Origin of the sequence: Symbiopectobacterium sp. (assembly GCF_047692315.1) — a bacterium.
Taxonomy (GTDB): Bacteria; Pseudomonadota; Gammaproteobacteria; order Enterobacterales; family Enterobacteriaceae; genus Symbiopectobacterium.
In genome coordinates this window covers 19860-38345 of the sequence record NZ_JBLLJS010000029.1, presented here as the reverse complement: position 1 = coordinate 38345, position 18486 = coordinate 19860, and the positions used below count along the sequence as shown (strand labels likewise).

The following is an 18486-nucleotide window of genomic DNA, read 5'->3' as shown; positions in this document are numbered from 1 at the left end:
AACGGGCCAGCAGCTACGCAAGAAGAATCAACCGTTGCGGAAGATATAGCTGTAGGCGGCTCAGCGCCGGAGCGCCTCCCAAATGGGCATAGAGCACTTTGGAGCCTTTAGGAAACTCACCGCGACGCACCATATCGATCATCCCGTGCATGGATTTTCCTTCATAAACAGGGTCGATCAACACCCCTTCCGTACGGGCGCACAGGCGAATGGCTTCCAGCGTGCCTTCATTGGGTAAGCCATACTCCGGCCCACCATAGCGGGTATCCAGCACCACATCTTCTTCTGTGATCTCGCGGCCCAGTTCCACCAGATTCGCGGTGTTCTGTGCAATACGCAGGATCTGCGCTTTGGTTTGTTCCGGTTTGGCGGAAGCATCAATCCCGATAACACGACGAGAGCGTCCATCGGCGGCAAAGCCCACCACCATCCCCGCCTGGGCGCTGCCGGTTACGGAGCAAACCACGATATAATCGAAGGTAAAGCCCAGTTCTTTTTCCTGCTGGCGCACTTCTTCGGCAAAGCCGACGAAGCCTAATCCACCCAATGGGTGTTCAGAACAACCGGCCGGGAACGGGAACGGTTTTCCACCGTTTTGGGCCGCTTCTTCCATCGCTTGCTGCCAGCTTTGGCGAATACCGATATCAAATCCGGCGGCATCCAGGCATATATCTGCCCCCATAATACGCGAGAGTTCGATATTACCCACCCGATCGTAAACCGCGTCCACATAGTTCACCCAGTTCTCCTGAACCAACACGCACTTCATGCCGAGGTGCGCCGCCACGGCCGCTACCTGCCGCATTTGGTTAGATTGAATACCGCCAATCGATACCAACGTGTAGCACCCTTGCTCCAGCGCTTCAGGGATCAGGTACTCCAGTTTACTGTTACTTTCTCGTCCCCATTCTTCATATCAACCCCCTCCCTCATTATTTGAGTAAATGAGTAATTACTCATTATCTTTTAGCCACGCGTCAGTAAGCTCATTCATAACGTCAGAAATCGAAATGCCTTTTCTGGCGCAAGCTGCTTTGAGACGCTGATGCTTATCTTCTGGCATATTGAAATTGATGCGTTTTTGGCTTACTGGTGGTGTCGTTGTTATTACTTTATCCAGATCGCGGTTTTCTCCGAATGTCATTACCTTATTAGATGCGGCGGTTCCAGTGTTCTGTTTGCTCAGGGCCATATACTTACTCCAATACTTATTTACTCATTTAGGTTTATGAGTAAATGTGTTTTTATGCAACTATCTTAAGAATTTCTGCGGCCAGAACTTCAATTTCCCCTTTCGCTGCGCTGTCATTGGTGTCAAAGACCGTTTCACCATCCAAAACCGATTTAACGTAGCTTTGACGTTGAGTTATAGCGGTTCTTAGGGGGGCAATATCCCTGTTGCGGCAATGCTTTCTCGTAAAACAGTTAGCATGGTGGCTTGTTCTATTTTTCGGGTGATAAGAAAGCGGCACTCTACAGGTCGATTATATGCCTGTGCTTCCAGAACGCTGATTACTGCACCTGACGCGGAAAAATCGAGAGGTGACGGCGTAACGGGGATTATAACCAGATCGCTTACCATAACAGCCGCTGCGGTTATAACAGAAAGAGCCCCTGTTCCATCAATAATGACGTAAGGGTAATCAGTTAACTCTTTCCTTATCGTGTACACGTCCTTTTCTGATGTAACTGTAAAAATATCAAAATTGGCTTTTTCTGCTTTGTTCCAGTTCGCCAGGCTTTGCTGTGGATCTGTATCCACTACGGCTACTTTATTATTTCGCGCAATGCAGGTAGCTATATTGATGACGCTGGTTGTTTTACCATTACCGCCTTTAGGGTTCAGAAAAGAAATTACTTTCATTATGCACCCTCGCTTTTACTCAATTACTCATATATGTTTATGAGTGTTTGTGTAACTACTCTATCCCACCTTTTAAGATGTATAAATGAGAAAATATGTATTTACTCATTTAAGTAATATCTTTTCCTGAAACCTACTAAAATGAGGCTTTGGCAGTGAAATCAGAACCAAATCGGAAACTTGATTTTGATAACAAATTTGGAACATAAAAGTAGGCCTATTTTGACAGGGAAAACGTGATCTTTTGAAGGGGAAGGGGGGAGGATTTGCCGTGAGTGCCGTTCGCGTGGTGCCGATAGCGGCCATTATGTTAAATAGAGCCGTTTTTCTTGAAATTATAAGTCGTAGCTTATATACTCAGACTATAAGCTATAGTTTATATATGGAGAGATAAATGTGGACAGTGATTTTAAGCCAGCGTTTCGATGACTGGCTGAGTGAGCAAGAAGATACGCTTCAGGAAAAGGTGTTAGCAGATTTGGGAAAACTGAAGGTGTACGGGCCGGATTTGCCCCGGCCCTATGCTGATACCATCAAAGGCTCACAGTACAAGAATATGAAAGAGCTTCGCGTACAGTTTTCAGGCAAACCGATCCGCGCATTTTATGCATTTGACCCAATTCGCCAGGCTATCGTGCTGTGTGCTGGCGATAAGAGCAATGACAAACGGTTTTACGACAGAATGATACGCATCGCTGATGATGAATTCTCAGCGCACCTCGCTAAACAGGAGAAGGAGAGCAAAAATGAGAACCTTAGATGAAGTAATCGCTGGCCGCTCCCCTGAGAGTCAGGCCCAAATTAAAGAAATGACTGATGAAATGGTTTTAGAGGTCGGGCTTCAGATAATGCGTGAAGAACTTCAGTTATCACAAAAGACGCTGGCCGATGCAATGGGCGTTCGCCAGCCAGCTATCGCTCAGATTGAGCAACGTGGGAACGATATCAAAGTTGCCACGCTCAAACGCTATGTCGAGGCAATGGGCGGGAAATTAAGCTTGGACGTAGAGCTACCGACTGGTAAAAGAGTTGCATTTAACATCTGATATTTAGTTAATAAGCCGCATTTATTGCGGCTTATTATTACATGCGTGAAAAATCAGTTAGGAGTTGTGCAAATGTTTTGGCTGCTCTTGTAGGATCATTTGTCCATGCAAGTGTAATATTTCTTTCTTTTATGGCTTCGATAAAATCTGATATGTCATTATCGTGGCCGTTAATATATAAATATAACTTTCTGAGGGTTTTATCTCTTGGTTTACTTTCTTCTGGAAGCCTTTTTAGTCCAATGAGAATTGTTTTGTCTGCGTCGTCAATGATGTTTTTTATGTCATTATTTATGTAATCACATGTATTTATTAGTGTTTTTCCTTTCACTGTTGGCGGAAGAAACTGAGGGATATTATCATTCAACTCTTCCAGAAACGCATTGAAATTAAAAGGATTCCCCCCCTGTAACTGTAGTTCTTGCCTGATTAAGTCCTCTTCCTTTTTGATATATAAGCGTCGAAATTACCACTCAAATATAGAGTCGAAAATAACTAGATTATCCTGGCTTCCACTGAGTAATTTTGTGTATTTACCCAGCCCGGAAAGATCGAGAGTTGTCAGAGCAATAAAAGGTCGGGTTTCCCAGCGCCGTAATGGCGTTTTTAATATCACCATCTGGCGAGCGCCGGGGTCTAACTCCTTGACTATTTCAAATACACTCTGTGGCACTTTCAGCTTGTCCACATAATCAGATTGTTTGGCTTTCGGGTTAGCCATAAATATCTGAGTGCCACATTGCTCAATAATGGCAGCAGAAATTTCATGCTTAACCATTTCTTCTGGTGACTGAGTAGCCAGTACAAAAATACCGTTCAACTTACGACGAATGGAAGCGCTTCATCCTGAGTCAGGGGAAAAATGAGAAGGGAGAGGACTACTGGCACGTGTACTTCGCCAAGCCGACGAAAAACGCCCGTCAGACGGAAAAATATCTTGGGCGCTATTTGAAAAAACCGCCGGTGGCAGGCAGTCGTTTGACGCACTATGACGGAGGTTCGCGCATGACACTGCGTTAAATCAATCTGGTTATTATTTTTTGTGATATTTAATTTTTTGCAGATTTTACCCGGCCCATCCAAAGAAAGACGCGTTGGTTTATGTAAATCGATGCCACGAATTAAAACTGCCGCTGGAAATCCTTCACGCTCAGTCACAATATTCAGGCAATGATACATACCGTAGATAAGATAAACATAGGAAAACCCGGCAGCACCAAACATAACTGCTGTTCGGGGCGTACAGCCTCTCGCGGCATGGCAGGCCGGATCATCCTGCCCTACATAGGCTTCAACTTCGTTGATAACCCCATGATAGTCTGCAAACTTTAAAACTTTTCCCAGCAAATCCTTTGCCACACAAAGCGTATCACGTTCATAAAATGAGCGAGGTAAAATAGTATTACTCGACATCGATTAATCCATCAGCGCATTAATCTCAGCGTCAGATAGCCCAGTCGACATTTTGACAATCGCCCGATCAACGCCGTTGGCTAAAAGCTGGCGAGCAATGGTTCTGGCGGATTCTTGCCTACCTTTTTCTATGCCCTTTTCTATGCCCCGCTGTTCGCCTAGATGAATACCTTCTTCACGACCTTGAACAATGCCCTCTTGCCGTAGCTGCTCTGCAATGGTCATCACTACCTCCCGATAATCAGTCGCTTTCTCCGCAATCTGATGCAAAAATTGCTTTGCATCAGAAGTATTTCCTCGTTCTACAATATAACAGATTAATCCTCGAAATAGCTCAGGCTGCAACACCCACTGATTGAGCAAGCCTGCTATCTGCTGACTTAATTCTAGCATATCGCGGTTACGGATATGCTTCATCACTAACTCCATCAGGGCAACGTGCCGATGCGTGACGATCTCCTCATCCGGGATAACCGTCACATCAACCAGCGGGAACGCCTGCATATAAACCGACTTTGCCAGTTCCGGGTCAGAAAAACAGTCAAGCCAATGGGTACTGTAGGGATACGGCGAGGTTTTCCCCTGATAAAACAGCAGCGGTATCACCACCGGCAAGGTGTCGTTGCCCTGCTCAAGATGCCGCTGCATGGCGGCAACCGCATATCTTAGAAGCCTAAACGCCATCAGTTTTTCCGGGCGGCTCTGATGCTCGATAACGGTGTAGACATACCCCATTCCTGTTGTCGTCTGCACCGAATAGAGCATATCCGAGCACTGGCTACGCAGGTCTGACTCAATAAAGCTGCCGGATTCCATTGCCAGTGTACTAAAATCACACAATTGACGAAGTTTTTCCGGTAAATGAATTTGCAAAAAAATCCCTTGCGATGGTGATATCACCGAGGAATTGCTTAAACAATGCGTCGTGGTAGGAAAGTGTCTTTTTCATCAATGCAGTATACCCGTGAAGGATAAGCCTCGCCATCCTCGCACATCAAAATTTGAATATCCCAACGCGAATACCCAGCTTTTGTTTTTCCTGAAGTTTAACCGTCGCTTCCTGATTTTGTTTAAACAGCGAAAAACCGCGCTGTTGCTTTAACAACTGCTCTGAGGTATCCAATGGTTTCAACTTATCAAACGGTGCGGGTTTTATTCCCATTGCCCCCTGATTTTCGATGCGCCAGTTATTGCGCTTGTGATCTGACCATCCCTGTTTATTTCCCTTCCCATCGGTCAGCGGCACTTTTACTGTGGTTTCACCCTCCTTGCGCATTTTTATCACACTGCCGACTTTTACCCCTTCACGCTTGATTTCATCAGCAATGTTGCTGCCCCATCGTGTCATCTCTGTTTTGTTTTTCAAGGTGCGCAGCGTGATATAGTTTTGCTGCTTGTTTTTGGGGTCAAACAGGTAATTGGTCCGACCGAACTCAACCACTTCAAACAGATTGCGTAGGCGATCAGGCTCACGTTTAAGCTGTTCTTTCTTCCCGAACTCGTATTTATGGGTACATTTGACGTTGTATCCCATTTTTTGTAGGTTTCCGGCAAACGTTTCGCGTAACTCACGCAGGCCTTTTTTTACGGATATTAATCCGCTTACCGCCATTATCAGGAATGCGAAGCAATGCATGAACATGTGGATGATGTTCTTTATCCGTATGGTATGCCATCAGAACGCGGTTTTCAGGATATTTTTCTCTTAGTGTCTCCTCTGCCGCTTTAAGCATATCCTTTTTCGATACATCCGCTATCTTTGGTGATGAAAACACCATGTTATGCACCAGATTAGGTGAACGGTCATGGGTGTACTGCTTTTTATCTTCATCATCGATAAGCGATTCATACGCTTCTTTTCGTTGCTCCCGGTCAGCTATGTGATATTCCACGCCATGGTTATCACGCAAGGTAATTTCCCCTTCTCGTGCAATATAGTTTATTTCATTTTTAACCCCGCGAGGCCGGTTAGCGCTGCCGGTGATTTTTACCATTACCTCACGACTCGCCCCCTGCTGCAACATCCGGCTTTGGATGTTTTTTTCATATTTCGCGCCACCGTTGCGCATTTTAAAGTTATAAGGTGTCCGTCTGGCCTGTTCCTGTTGCCCCCGTAATTTACGCGCTTTATATTCATCATCCGATTTTTTACCTATTCTTTTTGACATAAAATCACCTTATCATTTTGGCGTATTACGGATTTTAACGCTACGTACATTCACGGCGGCGTTAGTCAATTATCGCACGGCTTTTTTCAAGGCCTCAACGTCCTTATTGAGTTTTTTTACTTCTTCCCATAATTCAGTTTCTTTTACATCATGATACTGACGTTGACGAATAATCGCCGCCAGATTACGACCCGCCGTATTGACCGCATTTCTTGCCCGGCGTAACTCTTCCACTTCCTCATCCAGAAGAACAGGCTCCGTAGTCATAGCAAGGTTTAACATAAATCTGATTTCTTTAGCCACGGACCAGTGCCGGGAATCCGCTTGCAGTGTTAACTGATTAATCATTTCATCAGATAAACGGATTTGCCTTACATTTGATAATGTCGATTCTTTACAGGAGACAGTATCGACACCTGTCGTATGTTGAGAAATAATTTTATTTGCAAGAACAGAAAAAAAGCAGCAGGTGTTTTTCCACTTAATTTCATTATTGCATCCTTTAATTTGTTATAATTATCACGTGATATTCTAAAACTGATAAATTTCATCCTTCCTCCAAAAACCACGTGTAGCGGCTGGCGAGGCCTACAAATGTGCACATTTGTAGTGGCTACAACTATCCTGTCTTGTCTTGTGTTTTATGGTGGCTTTGTTGCCTAGCTTTGTTCATCTTGATACTCAATATTCTATCGTTACCCAGTGCGCCGTAAAGCCCCGTCCTTCAGGGCGGGGATATAAGGCGCGGTTTTCCGACTAACCTGATGTTTGCTGCTGCTCAATGTATTGCCGGATGATCGATATCGGCGCACCACCGCAACTACTTGCAAAATAACTCGGTGTCCACAGAACACCTTTGTAGTAATAGTGTTGGGCTATATCGGGGCGGTCACGGCGAAGTAATCTGCTGGAAACGCCTTTAAGACTGTTGACCAGGTTAGATATTGCCAACTTTGGCGGATAGTTGATCAGCAAATGCACGTGGTCGCATTCGCCGTCCATTTCTACCAACTCAATATCAAAATCAGCACATACACTGGCAAAGTAACTGCGTAGCTTTTCGATGGCATCCAGATCAAATATCTTTCGTCGATATTTGGCAACGAATACCAAGTGGACATGCATCAAGAAAAGACAATGTCTTCCCCGGCGAATATCGGTTTCTTTTGTCATAGACCAAAGTATAATGGTAGTTATGAAAAGACTTCAAACCTTCAAATTCCAGTTAAGACCAAATGGTCAGCAGGAGCGCGATATGCGGCGCTTCGCTGGAGCTTGTCGTTTCATTTTTAATCGCGCACTGGCACTTTAGAATGAAAATCATGAGTCCGGGGGAAAATTCATTCCCTACACGAAAATGACTTCATGGCTCATCGGTTGGAAAGCATCACCTGATACCCAATGGCTGAAAGAAGCACCATCGCAGCCCTTACAGCAGTCACTGAAGGATCTGGAACGCGGCTACAAGAATTTCTTCCAGAAGCGTGCAGCATTTCCGCGATTCAAAAAGCGTGGTCAAAACGATGCATTCCGCTACCCGCAAGGCGTGAAGCTCGATCAGGGCAATAGTCGTATATTTTTGCCAAAGCTGGGGTGGATACGCTACCGCAACAGCCGCGAAATCATTGGCAAAGTGAAAAATGTCACAGTTAGCCAGTTATGCGGCAAATGGTACATCAGCATACAGACGGAATATGAGGTTGCCGATCCTGCCCATAACTCAACAACAATGGTTGGGCTGGATGCGGGAGTGGCAAAGCTCGCTACGCTATCCGATGGCACTATTTTTGAGCCTGTAAACAGCTTTAAATCTAACCAGAAGAAACTCGCCAGACTCCAGCGTGAAATGAGCCGCAAGGTGAAGTTCAGTAATAACTGGAAGAAGGCAAAGCGCAAAGTACAGAACCTGCATTCCCGTATCGGAAACCTCCGCCGCGACTACTTTCATAAGGTCAGCACGACAATCAGCAAAAACCACGCGATGATCGTCATTGAAGACCTGAAGGTTGCTAACATGTCAAAGTCGGCAGCGGGTACGGTAAGCCAGCCGGGGCGCAACGTCCGGGCAAAATCAGGCTTAAACCGTTCGATACTGGAGCAGGGCTGGTATGAACTACGCCGCCAGCTTGAGTATAAGCAGCTCTGGCGTGGCGGTCAGGTACTGGCAATCAATCCGGCCTACACCAGTCAGAAGTGTGCCTGTTGTGGTCATGTATCGAAAGAAAACCGCCAGTCACAAAGCCAGTTCGAGTGTCTGGAATGTGGATATACAGAGAATGCCGATATAAACGGCGCTCGTAACATTTTAGCGGCGGGGCACGCCGTTTTAGCCTGTGGAGAGATGGTGCAATCAGGCCGCTCAATGAATCAGGAACCCACCGAAATGATTCAGGCGTCAGCCTAAACGTAGTAGGAATCCCCGTCCTTTAGGGCGGGGAGGATGTCAAACGCTCGTAGTTCGCTACGCTCACAACGCGGAGATACGCCCCGGCTGCGGCAAAGCCTTGCCGTAACCACTCCGACCGCGCATAGAAGCACCTGAATCGCTTTTAGTGGGTTATGCTTTGCAGGGTGAAAGGCTGGATAGGCGATCCCTTTCGATCCTCTATCGGTTTCGGCGGCTAACCATAAGCGCTATCTGTTATTTCATCTTGCCGCCTTACATGCGCTAACGCGCATAAATGCCAACTCCTCAGTGGAATGAAAACTAACACTAACAGGCAGTCACTGGGTAGCTGCGATAACTGCCAACTTAATTAGCTTTCAGGTTAATTTTATCTCGTGATAAATTAGCCTGTAGGTTAATGTTATTTGGAGGTGAGAGGTTACATGATTAGCAGAGGTGCTTAATGAAACTGGTAAGTAATAAAGAACTGCCTAAAGAGTGGATGCAGGACGAAGAATATAGTGCCGCATGGCATAGAAGAACGTAAAGAGAAGCTCAGGGAGCTGCTTGCGGAATGGCGTAAGCAAGACAACCTGACAAAAGCGCAGGTTGCTGAACGGATGGGGGGTTACGCCTCCGGTTATCACTCGCCTGGAAAATAACATTACCAGGGCTAGCATTGATACACTGACTCGTTACGCCCACGCTTGTGGCATCAAAAAACCTATAATTACCCTCTACTGAACGGAGTAGCCGACTATGAATAACACCACGCACTACGAAAATGCCAATTTCCTACGCGAGCTGGCCGAGAGTTTGCCCCATATCCTGCCGAAAGGTAGTGCAGATAAGGCCGCTCTGCTGCAACGCCTCGCCAACGAAGAATTGGCACAGGCTGAATACGATGAACGGGTACGTGCAAAGGTAGCCGCCGCCCGTGCCGATAAGCGGCCAGGGATGAGTACTGAGAAGCTACGCCAGCAGCTACAGGCACGTTATCAGGAACTGCGCGATGACTTATGAAATCGAGTGGCGACCGGGAGCTGTCGAAGATATGGCCGCCCTGTTTGAGTATCTGGCCGAAAATGCCTCTCTCTGGGATGCCAGACACGTTACAGATCGCCTGATTGCCTCGACTGAACGCCTGGCTGATTATCCCCGCCTATATGAGACTGATGAACGCTATGGCGAGGGAGTTCGCCGTATCAGTCTGCTCGGCCAACATATGCTTTACGACGTGGACGATGAAACACGTCGGGTTAATATCCTGGCTGTTTTGGCCAACGTCAGAACCCAAGATTAGTCCTCTGATTGCCCTGTTAGGGCACTCAGCATCTGATCGTCAGGCGACCCCTGCAAACCCCCCTTTTTTTAACATCCTTCCAAATTGTGGCGTTATGGTAAACAGAAACCGCTGACTTTTGTTGGTCATTGTGCGAATTATAGTAGTTTGCGATAATGCTATCTATCAACTGCACTGCATTTCTTGCCGAGGTCACTTTTATGTCAGCAGAAACCATCGATCACACTACATTATCTCTCCTGGTTGAAGCCGGTGCCGTGCGAGAAGCACACATCGTCGGTCAGCCTGGCGGATGGGCCATCATGGTCCGGTATGGCATGCTGGAGCGCCCGCTGGCTGCACAACGCAGTCGCAATGTGCGACTTTTCCGCCGTTTTGAAACACTGGTGTCATATCTGAAGGATATCGGTATTGCTCGTTTCGATGTGGATTCGTCGAATTATACTCCCGATGCCATCAATACTGCCCGGCGGCCCGATCGCGCTGAAGAGCTGAAACGAGCACATGAGGCAGCCGCCTATGATGCCTGGTTCCGTGAACAGATCCAGGCCAGTATCGATGATCCGCGGCCGAGTATTCCGCATGACGCTGTGGAGGCCAAATTTGCCGAAAAATGTGAAGCCTTGCGCAAGCGTATGGGGAACAGATGAGGATTGTCTGGCGACCGATGGCTGAAGCTGATCGGGAAAACATCTTTGATTATATAGCACTAGACAATCCTCAGGCGGCGCTTGACCTGGATGAGTCTTTCAAAGCTAAGGCAGAAATTGCCGCCCGGAACCCAAAGCTCTACAGGGCAGGCCGCGTACGCAGGACCCGCGAAATTGTTGTACGTCCGAACTATGTGATGGTTTGCCATATTGACGATGAGAATGACATCTTGGTGGTGCTGCGTGTGCTTCATGCAGCTCAGCAATGGCCTCCATTTTAGTGACAAACGTGACAAAATTTTCGGCGATTCCGGCGTAAAACCCCGGTTATGGCATTAGCCAAAATTCGGGAGAAACGAGGTATTGCGCGGGAGTTTACCCTACTGCGATACGTAAGCCTGTTCAAAAAACAGGTATGCCGTACAATATTTTTCGATATCCAAACTGACCCCTAATTGTCAGGCTTCTTACTTTCAACGAGGGCTAATGCCTTTCTCAGCCAGTCCATGCATGACGGCGTTTACACCGTCCATCATGTGGTGGGCTTCATTCTAAGATGTAGCTACATTTGCGCAATCTTGATGTGTTGTTCTTTTGCAGAACTGCGCCAGCGCCCATGCTTCGATACGGCCTAATTCGAATGTTACGAGTTTTATTACCGCCAAACGCCAGGCCGCTGTTGCAGTCTTCACGCTTGGCATAAATTTCAACATCATCGCCCAAATGTTCGCTAAATCGCTTCAACGGCGTGATAGGAGAGGGACCGAAAGTCAGCGGATAGCGGGTAAATTTCTCCAGATTCATCATCAAGCTCCAAAATAAAATGGCATTAGAGAAACGGGAGATTGCTATTTCTCAGGGAAATATCCTCACGCCGTGAATACAGACTAACAAATTAACAATGAATTTAAATTGCGTTATTTACTCTATTTTTAATCCATAAAAACAGTTAAAACAAATTAAATGAACTTAAAAACCACAAAAAAACAAAATAAAAGAAATATAATTAACCTTATATTTTAGTGTTCTGGCATCCCATAGCGCTGCCGCAATTGGCTGTCCATTTCCGTCAGAGTTTGCTTGAGAAACTGACAAAAGCTTGCGAGCAACTCCGTTCGAGGACGCCCGATCTCTGTCTGAATTTGCAGCATGCGTTGTTCCAGAGGTTCCACGTTAACGCAGCGGATCTGAAGATCGTCGTTCAGCATGTGCCCCATCACCGAAAAATGGCTACAGATGCCGATCGCATCTCGATCGTTATGCACATAGCCGAACACCGCAGAAAATTGGTTGCTGGTAAAAACCGGTTCGATAAACACGCTGTTCATTCGGCAGCAAAGATCGAACAGTTGTCGGATAGTGGCCGTCTGATCCGGCAACACCAGCGGATAGGCGTTCAGATCGGATAACGCAAAATCGCGCGTCGCCAGCGGATGTTCTCGATGCATAAATGCCGTAACCGGTGCAGGAAATGACGCGATGACTTCAACCCCCGGCTCCGCCGCGAGACTGAATTTAATGGCCACGTCCCCTTCACCGTGCCGCACCCACTCCAGCACCTGCTGGCCGCTGCCGACAATCAGGTGGAAATTGACTTCAGGGTGCAACTGGCGAAAGCGCGCCAGCAACAACGGCACCAAATTCAGCGCCAGGCCATCGGTACACACCACACGAATCGGGGTTTGCTACCGAGACTTGAGCCCTTCCAGTTCGGCGATCGCCAGTTTCATATCAGCCATGCCGCGCGCACTGCGTTCAAACAGCGGCATTCCCAAACGCTTTTCCAAACGTTGGATATGGCGGCTGATGGCGGAAACCGCCACGAACAGTTGCTGGCTGGCGGCACGCATCGATCCCGTGCCCACGACGGCCATAAAGTAACGGATCTCGGTATTGTGCATGGATCCCCCTGCGCTTAAAAACAGCAACGCGCGCACCGGAAAACCGGCGCGCGCGACAGTCCTGACGGCAATCTCAAGCAACGGTGGCGGTAGCCGAGTGCTTCTCTCGCTGACGACACACTGATGCCCCTTGCTCTGTCAGATCCCACAACATGCCCGCCATCAGTTGCAGCGCTTCCTGTGCAACCGATTGCAGCAAATGCTCGTTAGGTGCGTGCTGGCTACAGGCCGGGTAAGAGTGCGGCACCCATAGCGTCAGCAACCCTAAGGTTTCAGAAAAACAGGCATTCGGCAGGCCGCCGCCAAAGTTAGGAAGGATGGAGGCTTTTTTCCCCGAGGTCCGTGCAGCCCCATGCAACCCACGGATCGCTGGGATCGAGACGGGTCGCGGTAAAGCAGTGATCGGGCGTGACAATCGTGACATCTTCAAACCCGTGCGCATCCAGATGCTCACGCAAATAACGCGGAAAACTATCCACATCTCTGCCGGGTACATAGCGCATATGGCAATGCGCCCGCGCTACCGGAGAGATCGCATGGGCCGGTTTATCGGGATTACCGGTGGTAAAGGCCAGCACGTCAAAGGTATTCCAGCTGTAGAGCTTCTCTGCCGCCGTCAGACCGGGCTCGTTCCAGTCAGGATCGATAGCCGGATCGTTGGGACCCGCGCCCAAAGTAATATCGCGTAGCAGAACACCGCTGGACGCAACCCCGGCACCAGAATGCGTCCACGCGTATCCACAATGCTGCTCAACGCGTGGGCCAGACGGATGCCGGGATTTGCCAATAGCCCACCCCAGTTGCCAGAGTGGCGCGCGCTCTCACGCAGCTTGACCTGAAGCTCAACGTTATAAACACCCCGCGCGATCCCAGAAACAGCGTAGGACGATCGGCCACCGTGCGGCGCGGGTTCAACGACGAGTAAGGGTCCTGAAAAATCGGCTGAATACGGGTTGCCAGCGCTTTGCGATCGCTCGCATCGATTTCGCGCCCTTCAATCAGGACGTTACCCGAGGTCGGAGGCAATAGCCCCAGTAGCATCTTTGCCAGCGTGCTTTTACCGCCGGATTTGCCAACTAGCCCCAGGGTTTCACCGCGCCGCACACGCAAAGAGACGTTATTGACTGCGCTAAAGATACCGGGCCGCGCAAACAGCCCGCGATTAAGGCGAAATTCGCGGCTCAGGGCGCAGAGCTCTAGCGCCAGATCGTCGTTGCCGGGAATGTAGGGGGCGGGTTGTACCGCGCCAAACTCCGTTACCGTTTCGCTCATGCCACATCCTCCCAGGCTTGTGCCTGCACACAACACACGCGCTGCAGCGGCGTCACCGCAACATAAGGCGGCTTTTCACTGCAACACGCCTGCGCGCTGGGGCAACGATTGCGAAACGCACAGCCTTGCTGCGTACCGATAAGACTTGGCACTACGCCGGGGATCGCTTGTAGCAACTGGCCCGGAACGGTTTTTCCCCGCACCGGAATGCACGACATTAGCCCTTTGGTATAGGGATGCTGCGGATGCCCGAACAGCTCTCGCACCGGCGCAGTCTCAACAATCTGGCCGGCATACATCACTGCGACGCGATCGGCGATGCGCGCCACCACGCCAAGATCGTGGGTGATGAAAATCACCGCCGTCCCCAGTTCTTGCTGCAATTCGCGCAACATGCGCAGGATCTGCGCCTGAATGGTCACATCCAGCGCCGTAGTCGGCTCATCGGCGATAATCAGTTCTGGCTCGCACATCAGCGCCATGGCAATCATGATGCGTTGACGCAATCCACCAGAAAGCTGATGCGGATACTGCCGCAGACGGTCCCCCGCCTGCGGGATACCGACCCGCTCCATTAAATAGAGCGCTCGCGCTCTTGCCTGGGTTGGCGTCACCTTGCGGTGCGCGTGCAGCGTCTCGCACAGCTGCTCACCCAGCGTGTAGGAGGGATTAAGCGACGTCATCGGTTCTTGAAAGATCATGGCGATCTGATCGCCCCGGATCACCGACATCTGTTTGTTGTTCAGCGTTTGCAGATCTTGCCCTTTGAAGTGCAGGTGCGTCGCACTGCGCACCGCCTTGCGCGGCAGCAGCCCCATCAGGGCCAACGAGGTCATGGATTTACCACACCCAGACTCACCTACCAGACACAGCATCTCGCCTTTGCGCACCGAGAAATCAATACCGCGCACGGCGTGCAAGGTGCCACGCGCCGTGGGAAGATCGACGCACAGGTCTTTGACATCCAACAAGCTATCCTGACTCATGGCAACCTCCTCAGTTACGCCCGTCTACGGCAGTGATATCGCGCCCACCAGATTGATGCCCAGCACCACTACCGCCAGCACAATGCCGGGGATCAAAATCACCCAGGGTTGAAAGAACATGTAGGCCTTACCTTCCGCCACCATCAATCCCCAGGAAGGCATCGGCGGCTGCACCCCTAACCCCAGAAAGGAGAGTGTGGCTTCCGGCAGAATGGCGTGGACAATCTCAAGCGTTGCCACTACGGTGAGCGGCCCCAGCAAGTTGGGCAGAATTTCCCGCACCATGATGAAGACAGACGACGCTCCCAGCGTTTTTGCCGCAGCGACAAACTCCTCTTCCCGCAGCTGGCGCGTCACGGAGCGCGAGACGATCAGAAAGCGATCCCATAGCAGTAACCCAAGCAGCAGAATCACCACTTTTACCGAACCACCCACCAGCGATGCCATCGCCAAGGCCACCAAAATCACCGGCATCGAGAGGCGTACCGTCAGCAGATAGCTCACCACAGCGTCCACACGCCCGCCGAAATAGCCTGCGACCACACCCAATGTGATGCCAATGACACCTGCCAGTGCTGCGGCGGCTAACCCGATCAGTAGCGAAACGCGCGCACCAAACAGCAGGCGGCTTAAGTAATCTCGTCCCAGCTTATCGGTGCCCAGAATGTGCTCCCAACTGCCCTTCTCATACCAGACTGGCGGGATCAGGCGTCGGCTGACATCCTGAGCATAGGGGTCGTGTGGACTGATCCACGGTGCCAGCAGCGCCAGCACCACCACAATGCCCAGAATCACCACGCCCAGCGTCATGCTGTGGTGGCTCAAGATGCGCCGCACGGCGCGTTGCCACTGGCCCGGTGGTGGTAATACCCCAGATTGCCCGGTTTCGGTTTGCGTTACTGTCACGGTGCCACCTCGCGAAAAAAACGATAGCCACAATGCGGATGTTTTTGTGGATGTTTTCATGTTGCTTACCCCTAGCGCGCACGTAAGCGCGGATCGAGTGCAGCATTGAGCACATCCGCCAAAAAGGTGAGAACGATATAGAACACCGCGATAATCAGTACGATGGCCCGCACCACAGGGAAGTCATTGCGTGAGATGGAATCCCACGCCAATTGCCCTAAGCCTTGCAGCGCAAATACGGATTCAATCACGACCGATCCGCCCAGCATAAAGCCCAGTTCAACCATCGCCAGCGCGACGGCGGGAATAATTGCATTACGCAAGCCGTGTTTAACGATGACGTGAAAACCACTCAATCCCTTGGCGCGCGCGGTACGGATATAGTCAGCGTTCAGCACGTCCAGCATGCCGGAGCGGGTAAGCCGCATCAGGGAGGGCATGGCGTAGTAGCCCAGCGCAATGGCTGGCAAAACAAAGTGTTGCCAGGTTGCATTACCGGCTACCGGCAGCCACTTTAGTCCCACGGCAAAAATCAGGATCAGCAGCAGCGCAAACCAAAAATTTGGCATTGCCTGCCCGAGCACGGCAGTCATCACAGCGCTGCGATCGACCCAGGAATCACGGAATACCGCCGCCAGTACGCCGAGCGGGAGCGCCACCAACAGCGCCAGCAGCAAAGAAACCGCCCCTAATTTCAGGGTGACCGGCATACGCTGCCCAATCAGCTCCATCACGGTGTGTTCAAAATAGAAAGAACGTCCGAAATCGAGATGCAGCGCAGCCCAGAGCCAATGGCCAAACTGCGTGGCAAGCGGCCGATCCAACCCGTATCGGACGCGAATCTGAGCAATCACCTCTGCCGTAGCTTCAGGACCGGCAATCGCTGCCGCCAGATCGCCGGAAAGATGTAATAGAGAGAAACTCACCAGGGCCACGGTAAATAACACCGCAAGCGCCACCAGCAGCCGATGAAAAACGTACCTCGCCATAATGCGGCTCCTTCTTGGTCACAACGCTTCCCCCGTAACAGGCATTACTTCCAACTGGACAGGGCAAAGCGCGGCAGCTCGTCCGGCCAATCCTGAAAATTCAGATCGGAGGTAAAGGCATAGTGAGTTGAGTAGGAGAACAACGGCGCGATGTAAGCCTGAGACGAAATGCGCCCCAACGCGGTGGCATATAACGCAGCGCGATCCTGGATGTTGATGGTTTCATCGGCCTTCAGCAAGGTATTGGTGACTTCAGGATCCTTCCAGATGTCATTGCCCTTACCGCCGAAGTAGGGCGTGGTGAAGGCGGTGGCATCGTTAATCGAAAACGAGCCCCAGGTATTGAACGCCATCGGTGCTTTGCCGGAAATCAACGCGTCCGCCATCACCGGAAACTGCACATAATGTAGTCGCGCGCGAATACCAACCTGACGCAGATAACCGATAATGGCTTCCGCGTAATCACGCTCACGGTAGGCCCAGATATCCGTATCAAACCCATTGGGATAACCCGCTTCCGCCAACAGTTGTTTCGCTTTTTGCGGATCAAACGGGTAATTGATCACCTTGCTGGCATCGCAGGCCACCTGCTCACGGAAGCAGGCGGTATAAACTGGCTTACTGCCGCCTTTCACCAGGTTGGTCACCATACTTTGACGATCGATGCGCTTGGCGCACGCGCACATCCTGAAAAGGCTTTCCTTCCGGCGAATCGCTGTGGATGCTCATCGCCACAAAGCCTACGCGCATGGTTTCACCGCTTTTCACCGCAAGGTTTGGCATGGACGACAACGCTTCAACCTGATCGGAAGGCACGCGCCAGATCCAATCCATCTGCCCGGTCCTCAGCTGTGCCAGACGGGTTTCCGGATCGCGGATCACCACAAAATTCAGCTTGCCTATCTTGGGCTGACCAAGGGGGCTCTCTTTGAAGTAATCGGGATTTTTTTCCATCGTCACCCCCTGACCGGGGATCACCTGCACCACCTTATACGGGCCGGTCCCTATCGGCGCACGGCTAAAGCCCGCCAGCTTCACGCTCTGAAAATACTTCGCCGGAAAGATAGGCGTAGGGCCGGAAAGGTACTCCAACTCAGCCGGGAAAGGCTTGGCCAAATGGAGGCGAACAGTGTAGTCATCCACCTTTTCGGTGCTCGCAATCCAGTTGACGCTTTGCGGCACGACCGAGTCAGTATTCGGTCCGGCAACATGTTCGAAGGTATAGACGACATCATCCGCGGAGAAATCATCGCCATTATGAAATTTGACCCCCTTTGCATAAATGCATCAGTAATGCAGTCGGAGATTCCCACTGCCAATCGGTAGCCAGTTCCGGTTTGTATTCGCCGGTTTTTGGATCGCGGTAAACCAGGTTACTCCACACCAGACGGGCTAAAATCACCCCTTCCCGCATGGTATTATGATAGGGACTGACATTTTCTATCTCACTGTCAGAGGCATAGACCAACGTATCATTGGCTTTCCCGGCGTAACTTTGGGCAGCCATTCCCATCAGCACAGCCGTTAACACATATTGTTGTAGCCGTCTTGCAAGTAAACGCGTCATGTTATTCTCCACACCATGAATAAAAGGAGGAATAC

The 18486-nt window shown here is 50.1% G+C and carries 20 protein-coding genes and 11 pseudogenes; 9 read left to right on the top strand and 22 right to left on the bottom strand.

Features of this window, described 5'->3' with window-relative positions; translation table 11 throughout:
- Positions 1-27: 27 nt before the first annotated feature.
- The 3 genes and pseudogenes from ACMZI0_RS18290 to ACMZI0_RS18280 form a co-directional block, all read right to left on the bottom strand.
- A pseudogene (locus tag ACMZI0_RS18290) lies at positions 28-889 on the bottom strand (1-aminocyclopropane-1-carboxylate deaminase); the annotation flags it as partial.
- A gap of 63 nt (positions 890-952) precedes the next feature.
- Positions 953-1192: a plasmid partition protein ParG gene (locus ACMZI0_RS18285; RefSeq protein ID WP_415674029.1), complete on the bottom strand. Its 240-nt coding sequence runs from the start codon at positions 1190-1192 to the stop codon at positions 953-955.
- Between the two features lie 52 nt (positions 1193-1244).
- Positions 1245-1864: pseudogene (locus ACMZI0_RS18280) on the bottom strand (AAA family ATPase).
- Positions 1865-2258: 394 nt separating this feature from the next.
- Here ACMZI0_RS18280 and ACMZI0_RS18275 point away from each other — a divergent pair.
- Positions 2259-2627, top strand: a complete 369-nt coding sequence (locus ACMZI0_RS18275) for a type II toxin-antitoxin system RelE/ParE family toxin (protein WP_415674028.1) — start codon at positions 2259-2261, stop codon at positions 2625-2627.
- A complete protein-coding gene (locus ACMZI0_RS18270; protein WP_415674027.1) occupies positions 2611-2910 on the top strand; it encodes a helix-turn-helix domain-containing protein in 300 nt (99 codons plus the stop codon). Before ACMZI0_RS18275 ends, ACMZI0_RS18270 begins: the two co-directional genes overlap by 17 nt.
- 37 nt (positions 2911-2947) lie before the next feature.
- Here the strand turns inward: ACMZI0_RS18270 and ACMZI0_RS18265 are convergent, their stop codons facing one another.
- Positions 2948-3277, bottom strand: coding sequence for a hypothetical protein (locus ACMZI0_RS18265; protein WP_415674026.1), 330 nt, complete (start codon positions 3275-3277; stop codon positions 2948-2950).
- Between the two features lie 99 nt (positions 3278-3376).
- A pseudogene (locus ACMZI0_RS18260) lies at positions 3377-3736 on the bottom strand (ATPase); the annotation flags it as partial.
- A gap of 62 nt (positions 3737-3798) precedes the next feature.
- Here ACMZI0_RS18260 and ACMZI0_RS18255 point away from each other — a divergent pair.
- Entirely contained in the window at positions 3799-3930 is a 132-nt protein-coding gene (locus ACMZI0_RS18255; protein WP_415674153.1) for a transposase, read from the top strand.
- Here the strand turns inward: ACMZI0_RS18255 and ACMZI0_RS18250 are convergent.
- From ACMZI0_RS18250 to tnpA, 6 genes and pseudogenes are all read right to left on the bottom strand, one after another.
- Positions 3904-4323 (bottom strand): annotated as a pseudogene (locus ACMZI0_RS18250) (DNA-3-methyladenine glycosylase); the annotation flags it as partial. The gene ACMZI0_RS18255 and the pseudogene ACMZI0_RS18250 overlap by 27 nt on opposite strands.
- A 3-nt stretch (positions 4324-4326) precedes the next feature.
- Positions 4327-5272: pseudogene (locus ACMZI0_RS18245) on the bottom strand (Rpn family recombination-promoting nuclease/putative transposase).
- Between the two features lie 45 nt (positions 5273-5317).
- The gene (locus ACMZI0_RS18240) at positions 5318-5857 is read right to left on the bottom strand and encodes a hypothetical protein (protein WP_415674025.1); all 540 of its coding nucleotides are present in this window, start codon (positions 5855-5857) and stop codon (positions 5318-5320) included.
- A 34-nt stretch (positions 5858-5891) separates the two neighbouring features.
- Complete coding sequence (gene mobP1, locus ACMZI0_RS18235) at positions 5892-6491, bottom strand: MobP1 family relaxase (RefSeq protein WP_415674024.1); 600 nt, start codon at positions 6489-6491, stop codon at positions 5892-5894.
- Between the two features lie 69 nt (positions 6492-6560).
- Positions 6561-6794 carry a hypothetical protein gene (locus ACMZI0_RS18230; RefSeq protein WP_415674023.1) on the bottom strand — a complete coding sequence of 78 codons (234 nt, stop codon included), beginning with the start codon at positions 6792-6794 and terminating at the stop codon, positions 6561-6563.
- A gap of 453 nt (positions 6795-7247) precedes the next feature.
- The gene (gene tnpA, locus ACMZI0_RS18225; protein ID WP_415674022.1) at positions 7248-7664 is read right to left on the bottom strand and encodes an IS200/IS605 family transposase; all 417 of its coding nucleotides are present in this window, start codon (positions 7662-7664) and stop codon (positions 7248-7250) included.
- Positions 7665-7686: 22 nt separating this feature from the next.
- On the opposite strand from tnpA, the pseudogene ACMZI0_RS18220 reads away from it, so the two are divergent.
- The 6 genes and pseudogenes from ACMZI0_RS18220 (at position 7687) to ACMZI0_RS18195 (ending at position 11111) form a co-directional block, all read left to right on the top strand.
- Positions 7687-8895, top strand: a pseudogene (locus ACMZI0_RS18220) (RNA-guided endonuclease InsQ/TnpB family protein).
- Positions 8896-9340: 445 nt separating this feature from the next.
- A pseudogene (locus tag ACMZI0_RS18215) lies at positions 9341-9621 on the top strand (helix-turn-helix domain-containing protein).
- A gap of 15 nt (positions 9622-9636) precedes the next feature.
- The gene (locus ACMZI0_RS18210; protein WP_415674021.1) at positions 9637-9900 is read left to right on the top strand and encodes a plasmid stabilization protein; all 264 of its coding nucleotides are present in this window, start codon (positions 9637-9639) and stop codon (positions 9898-9900) included.
- Positions 9890-10188, top strand: a pseudogene (locus tag ACMZI0_RS18205) (type II toxin-antitoxin system RelE/ParE family toxin). The gene ACMZI0_RS18210 and the pseudogene ACMZI0_RS18205 overlap by 11 nt, the downstream one beginning before the upstream one ends.
- 192 nt (positions 10189-10380) lie before the next feature.
- Entirely contained in the window at positions 10381-10830 is a 450-nt protein-coding gene (locus tag ACMZI0_RS18200) for a hypothetical protein (protein ID WP_415674020.1), read from the top strand.
- Entirely contained in the window at positions 10827-11111 is a 285-nt protein-coding gene (locus ACMZI0_RS18195) for a type II toxin-antitoxin system RelE/ParE family toxin (protein WP_415674019.1), read from the top strand. Before ACMZI0_RS18200 ends, ACMZI0_RS18195 begins: the two co-directional genes overlap by 4 nt.
- 358 nt (positions 11112-11469) lie before the next feature.
- Here ACMZI0_RS18195 and ACMZI0_RS18190 read toward each other — a convergent pair.
- From ACMZI0_RS18190 to ACMZI0_RS18140, 11 genes and pseudogenes are all read right to left on the bottom strand, one after another.
- Positions 11470-11634: pseudogene (locus tag ACMZI0_RS18190) on the bottom strand (aminocyclopropane-1-carboxylate deaminase/D-cysteine desulfhydrase family protein); the annotation flags it as partial.
- Between the two features lie 215 nt (positions 11635-11849).
- Positions 11850-12731, bottom strand: a pseudogene (locus ACMZI0_RS18185) (LysR family transcriptional regulator).
- A gap of 73 nt (positions 12732-12804) precedes the next feature.
- Entirely contained in the window at positions 12805-12993 is a 189-nt protein-coding gene (locus tag ACMZI0_RS18180; protein ID WP_415674018.1) for a hypothetical protein, read from the bottom strand.
- Between the two features lie 46 nt (positions 12994-13039).
- Positions 13040-13405 (bottom strand): hypothetical protein, encoded by a 366-nt coding sequence (locus tag ACMZI0_RS18175; protein ID WP_415674017.1) that lies wholly within the window; start codon positions 13403-13405, stop codon positions 13040-13042.
- Between the two features lie 214 nt (positions 13406-13619).
- Positions 13620-14003, bottom strand: a pseudogene (locus ACMZI0_RS18170) (ATP-binding cassette domain-containing protein); the annotation flags it as partial.
- Entirely contained in the window at positions 14000-14989 is a 990-nt protein-coding gene (locus tag ACMZI0_RS18165; protein WP_415674016.1) for an ABC transporter ATP-binding protein, read from the bottom strand. The gene ACMZI0_RS18165 and the pseudogene ACMZI0_RS18170, both read right to left, overlap by 4 nt.
- A gap of 24 nt (positions 14990-15013) precedes the next feature.
- Positions 15014-15895: an ABC transporter permease gene (locus ACMZI0_RS18160; protein WP_415674015.1), complete on the bottom strand. Its 882-nt coding sequence runs from the start codon at positions 15893-15895 to the stop codon at positions 15014-15016.
- Positions 15896-15966: 71 nt separating this feature from the next.
- Positions 15967-16884: an ABC transporter permease gene (locus ACMZI0_RS18155; protein ID WP_415674014.1), complete on the bottom strand. Its 918-nt coding sequence runs from the start codon at positions 16882-16884 to the stop codon at positions 15967-15969.
- A 44-nt stretch (positions 16885-16928) separates the two neighbouring features.
- On the bottom strand, positions 16929-17570 hold the full coding sequence (locus ACMZI0_RS18150; protein WP_415674013.1) for an ABC transporter substrate-binding protein: 642 nt from the start codon (positions 17568-17570) through the stop codon (positions 16929-16931).
- A complete protein-coding gene (locus ACMZI0_RS18145; RefSeq protein ID WP_415674152.1) occupies positions 17503-18168 on the bottom strand; it encodes an ABC transporter substrate-binding protein in 666 nt (221 codons plus the stop codon). The genes ACMZI0_RS18150 and ACMZI0_RS18145 overlap by 68 nt, the downstream gene beginning before the upstream one ends.
- Complete coding sequence (locus ACMZI0_RS18140; protein ID WP_415674012.1) at positions 18140-18451, bottom strand: hypothetical protein; 312 nt, start codon at positions 18449-18451, stop codon at positions 18140-18142. The genes ACMZI0_RS18145 and ACMZI0_RS18140 overlap by 29 nt, the downstream gene beginning before the upstream one ends.
- Positions 18452-18486: the final 35 nt, after the last annotated feature.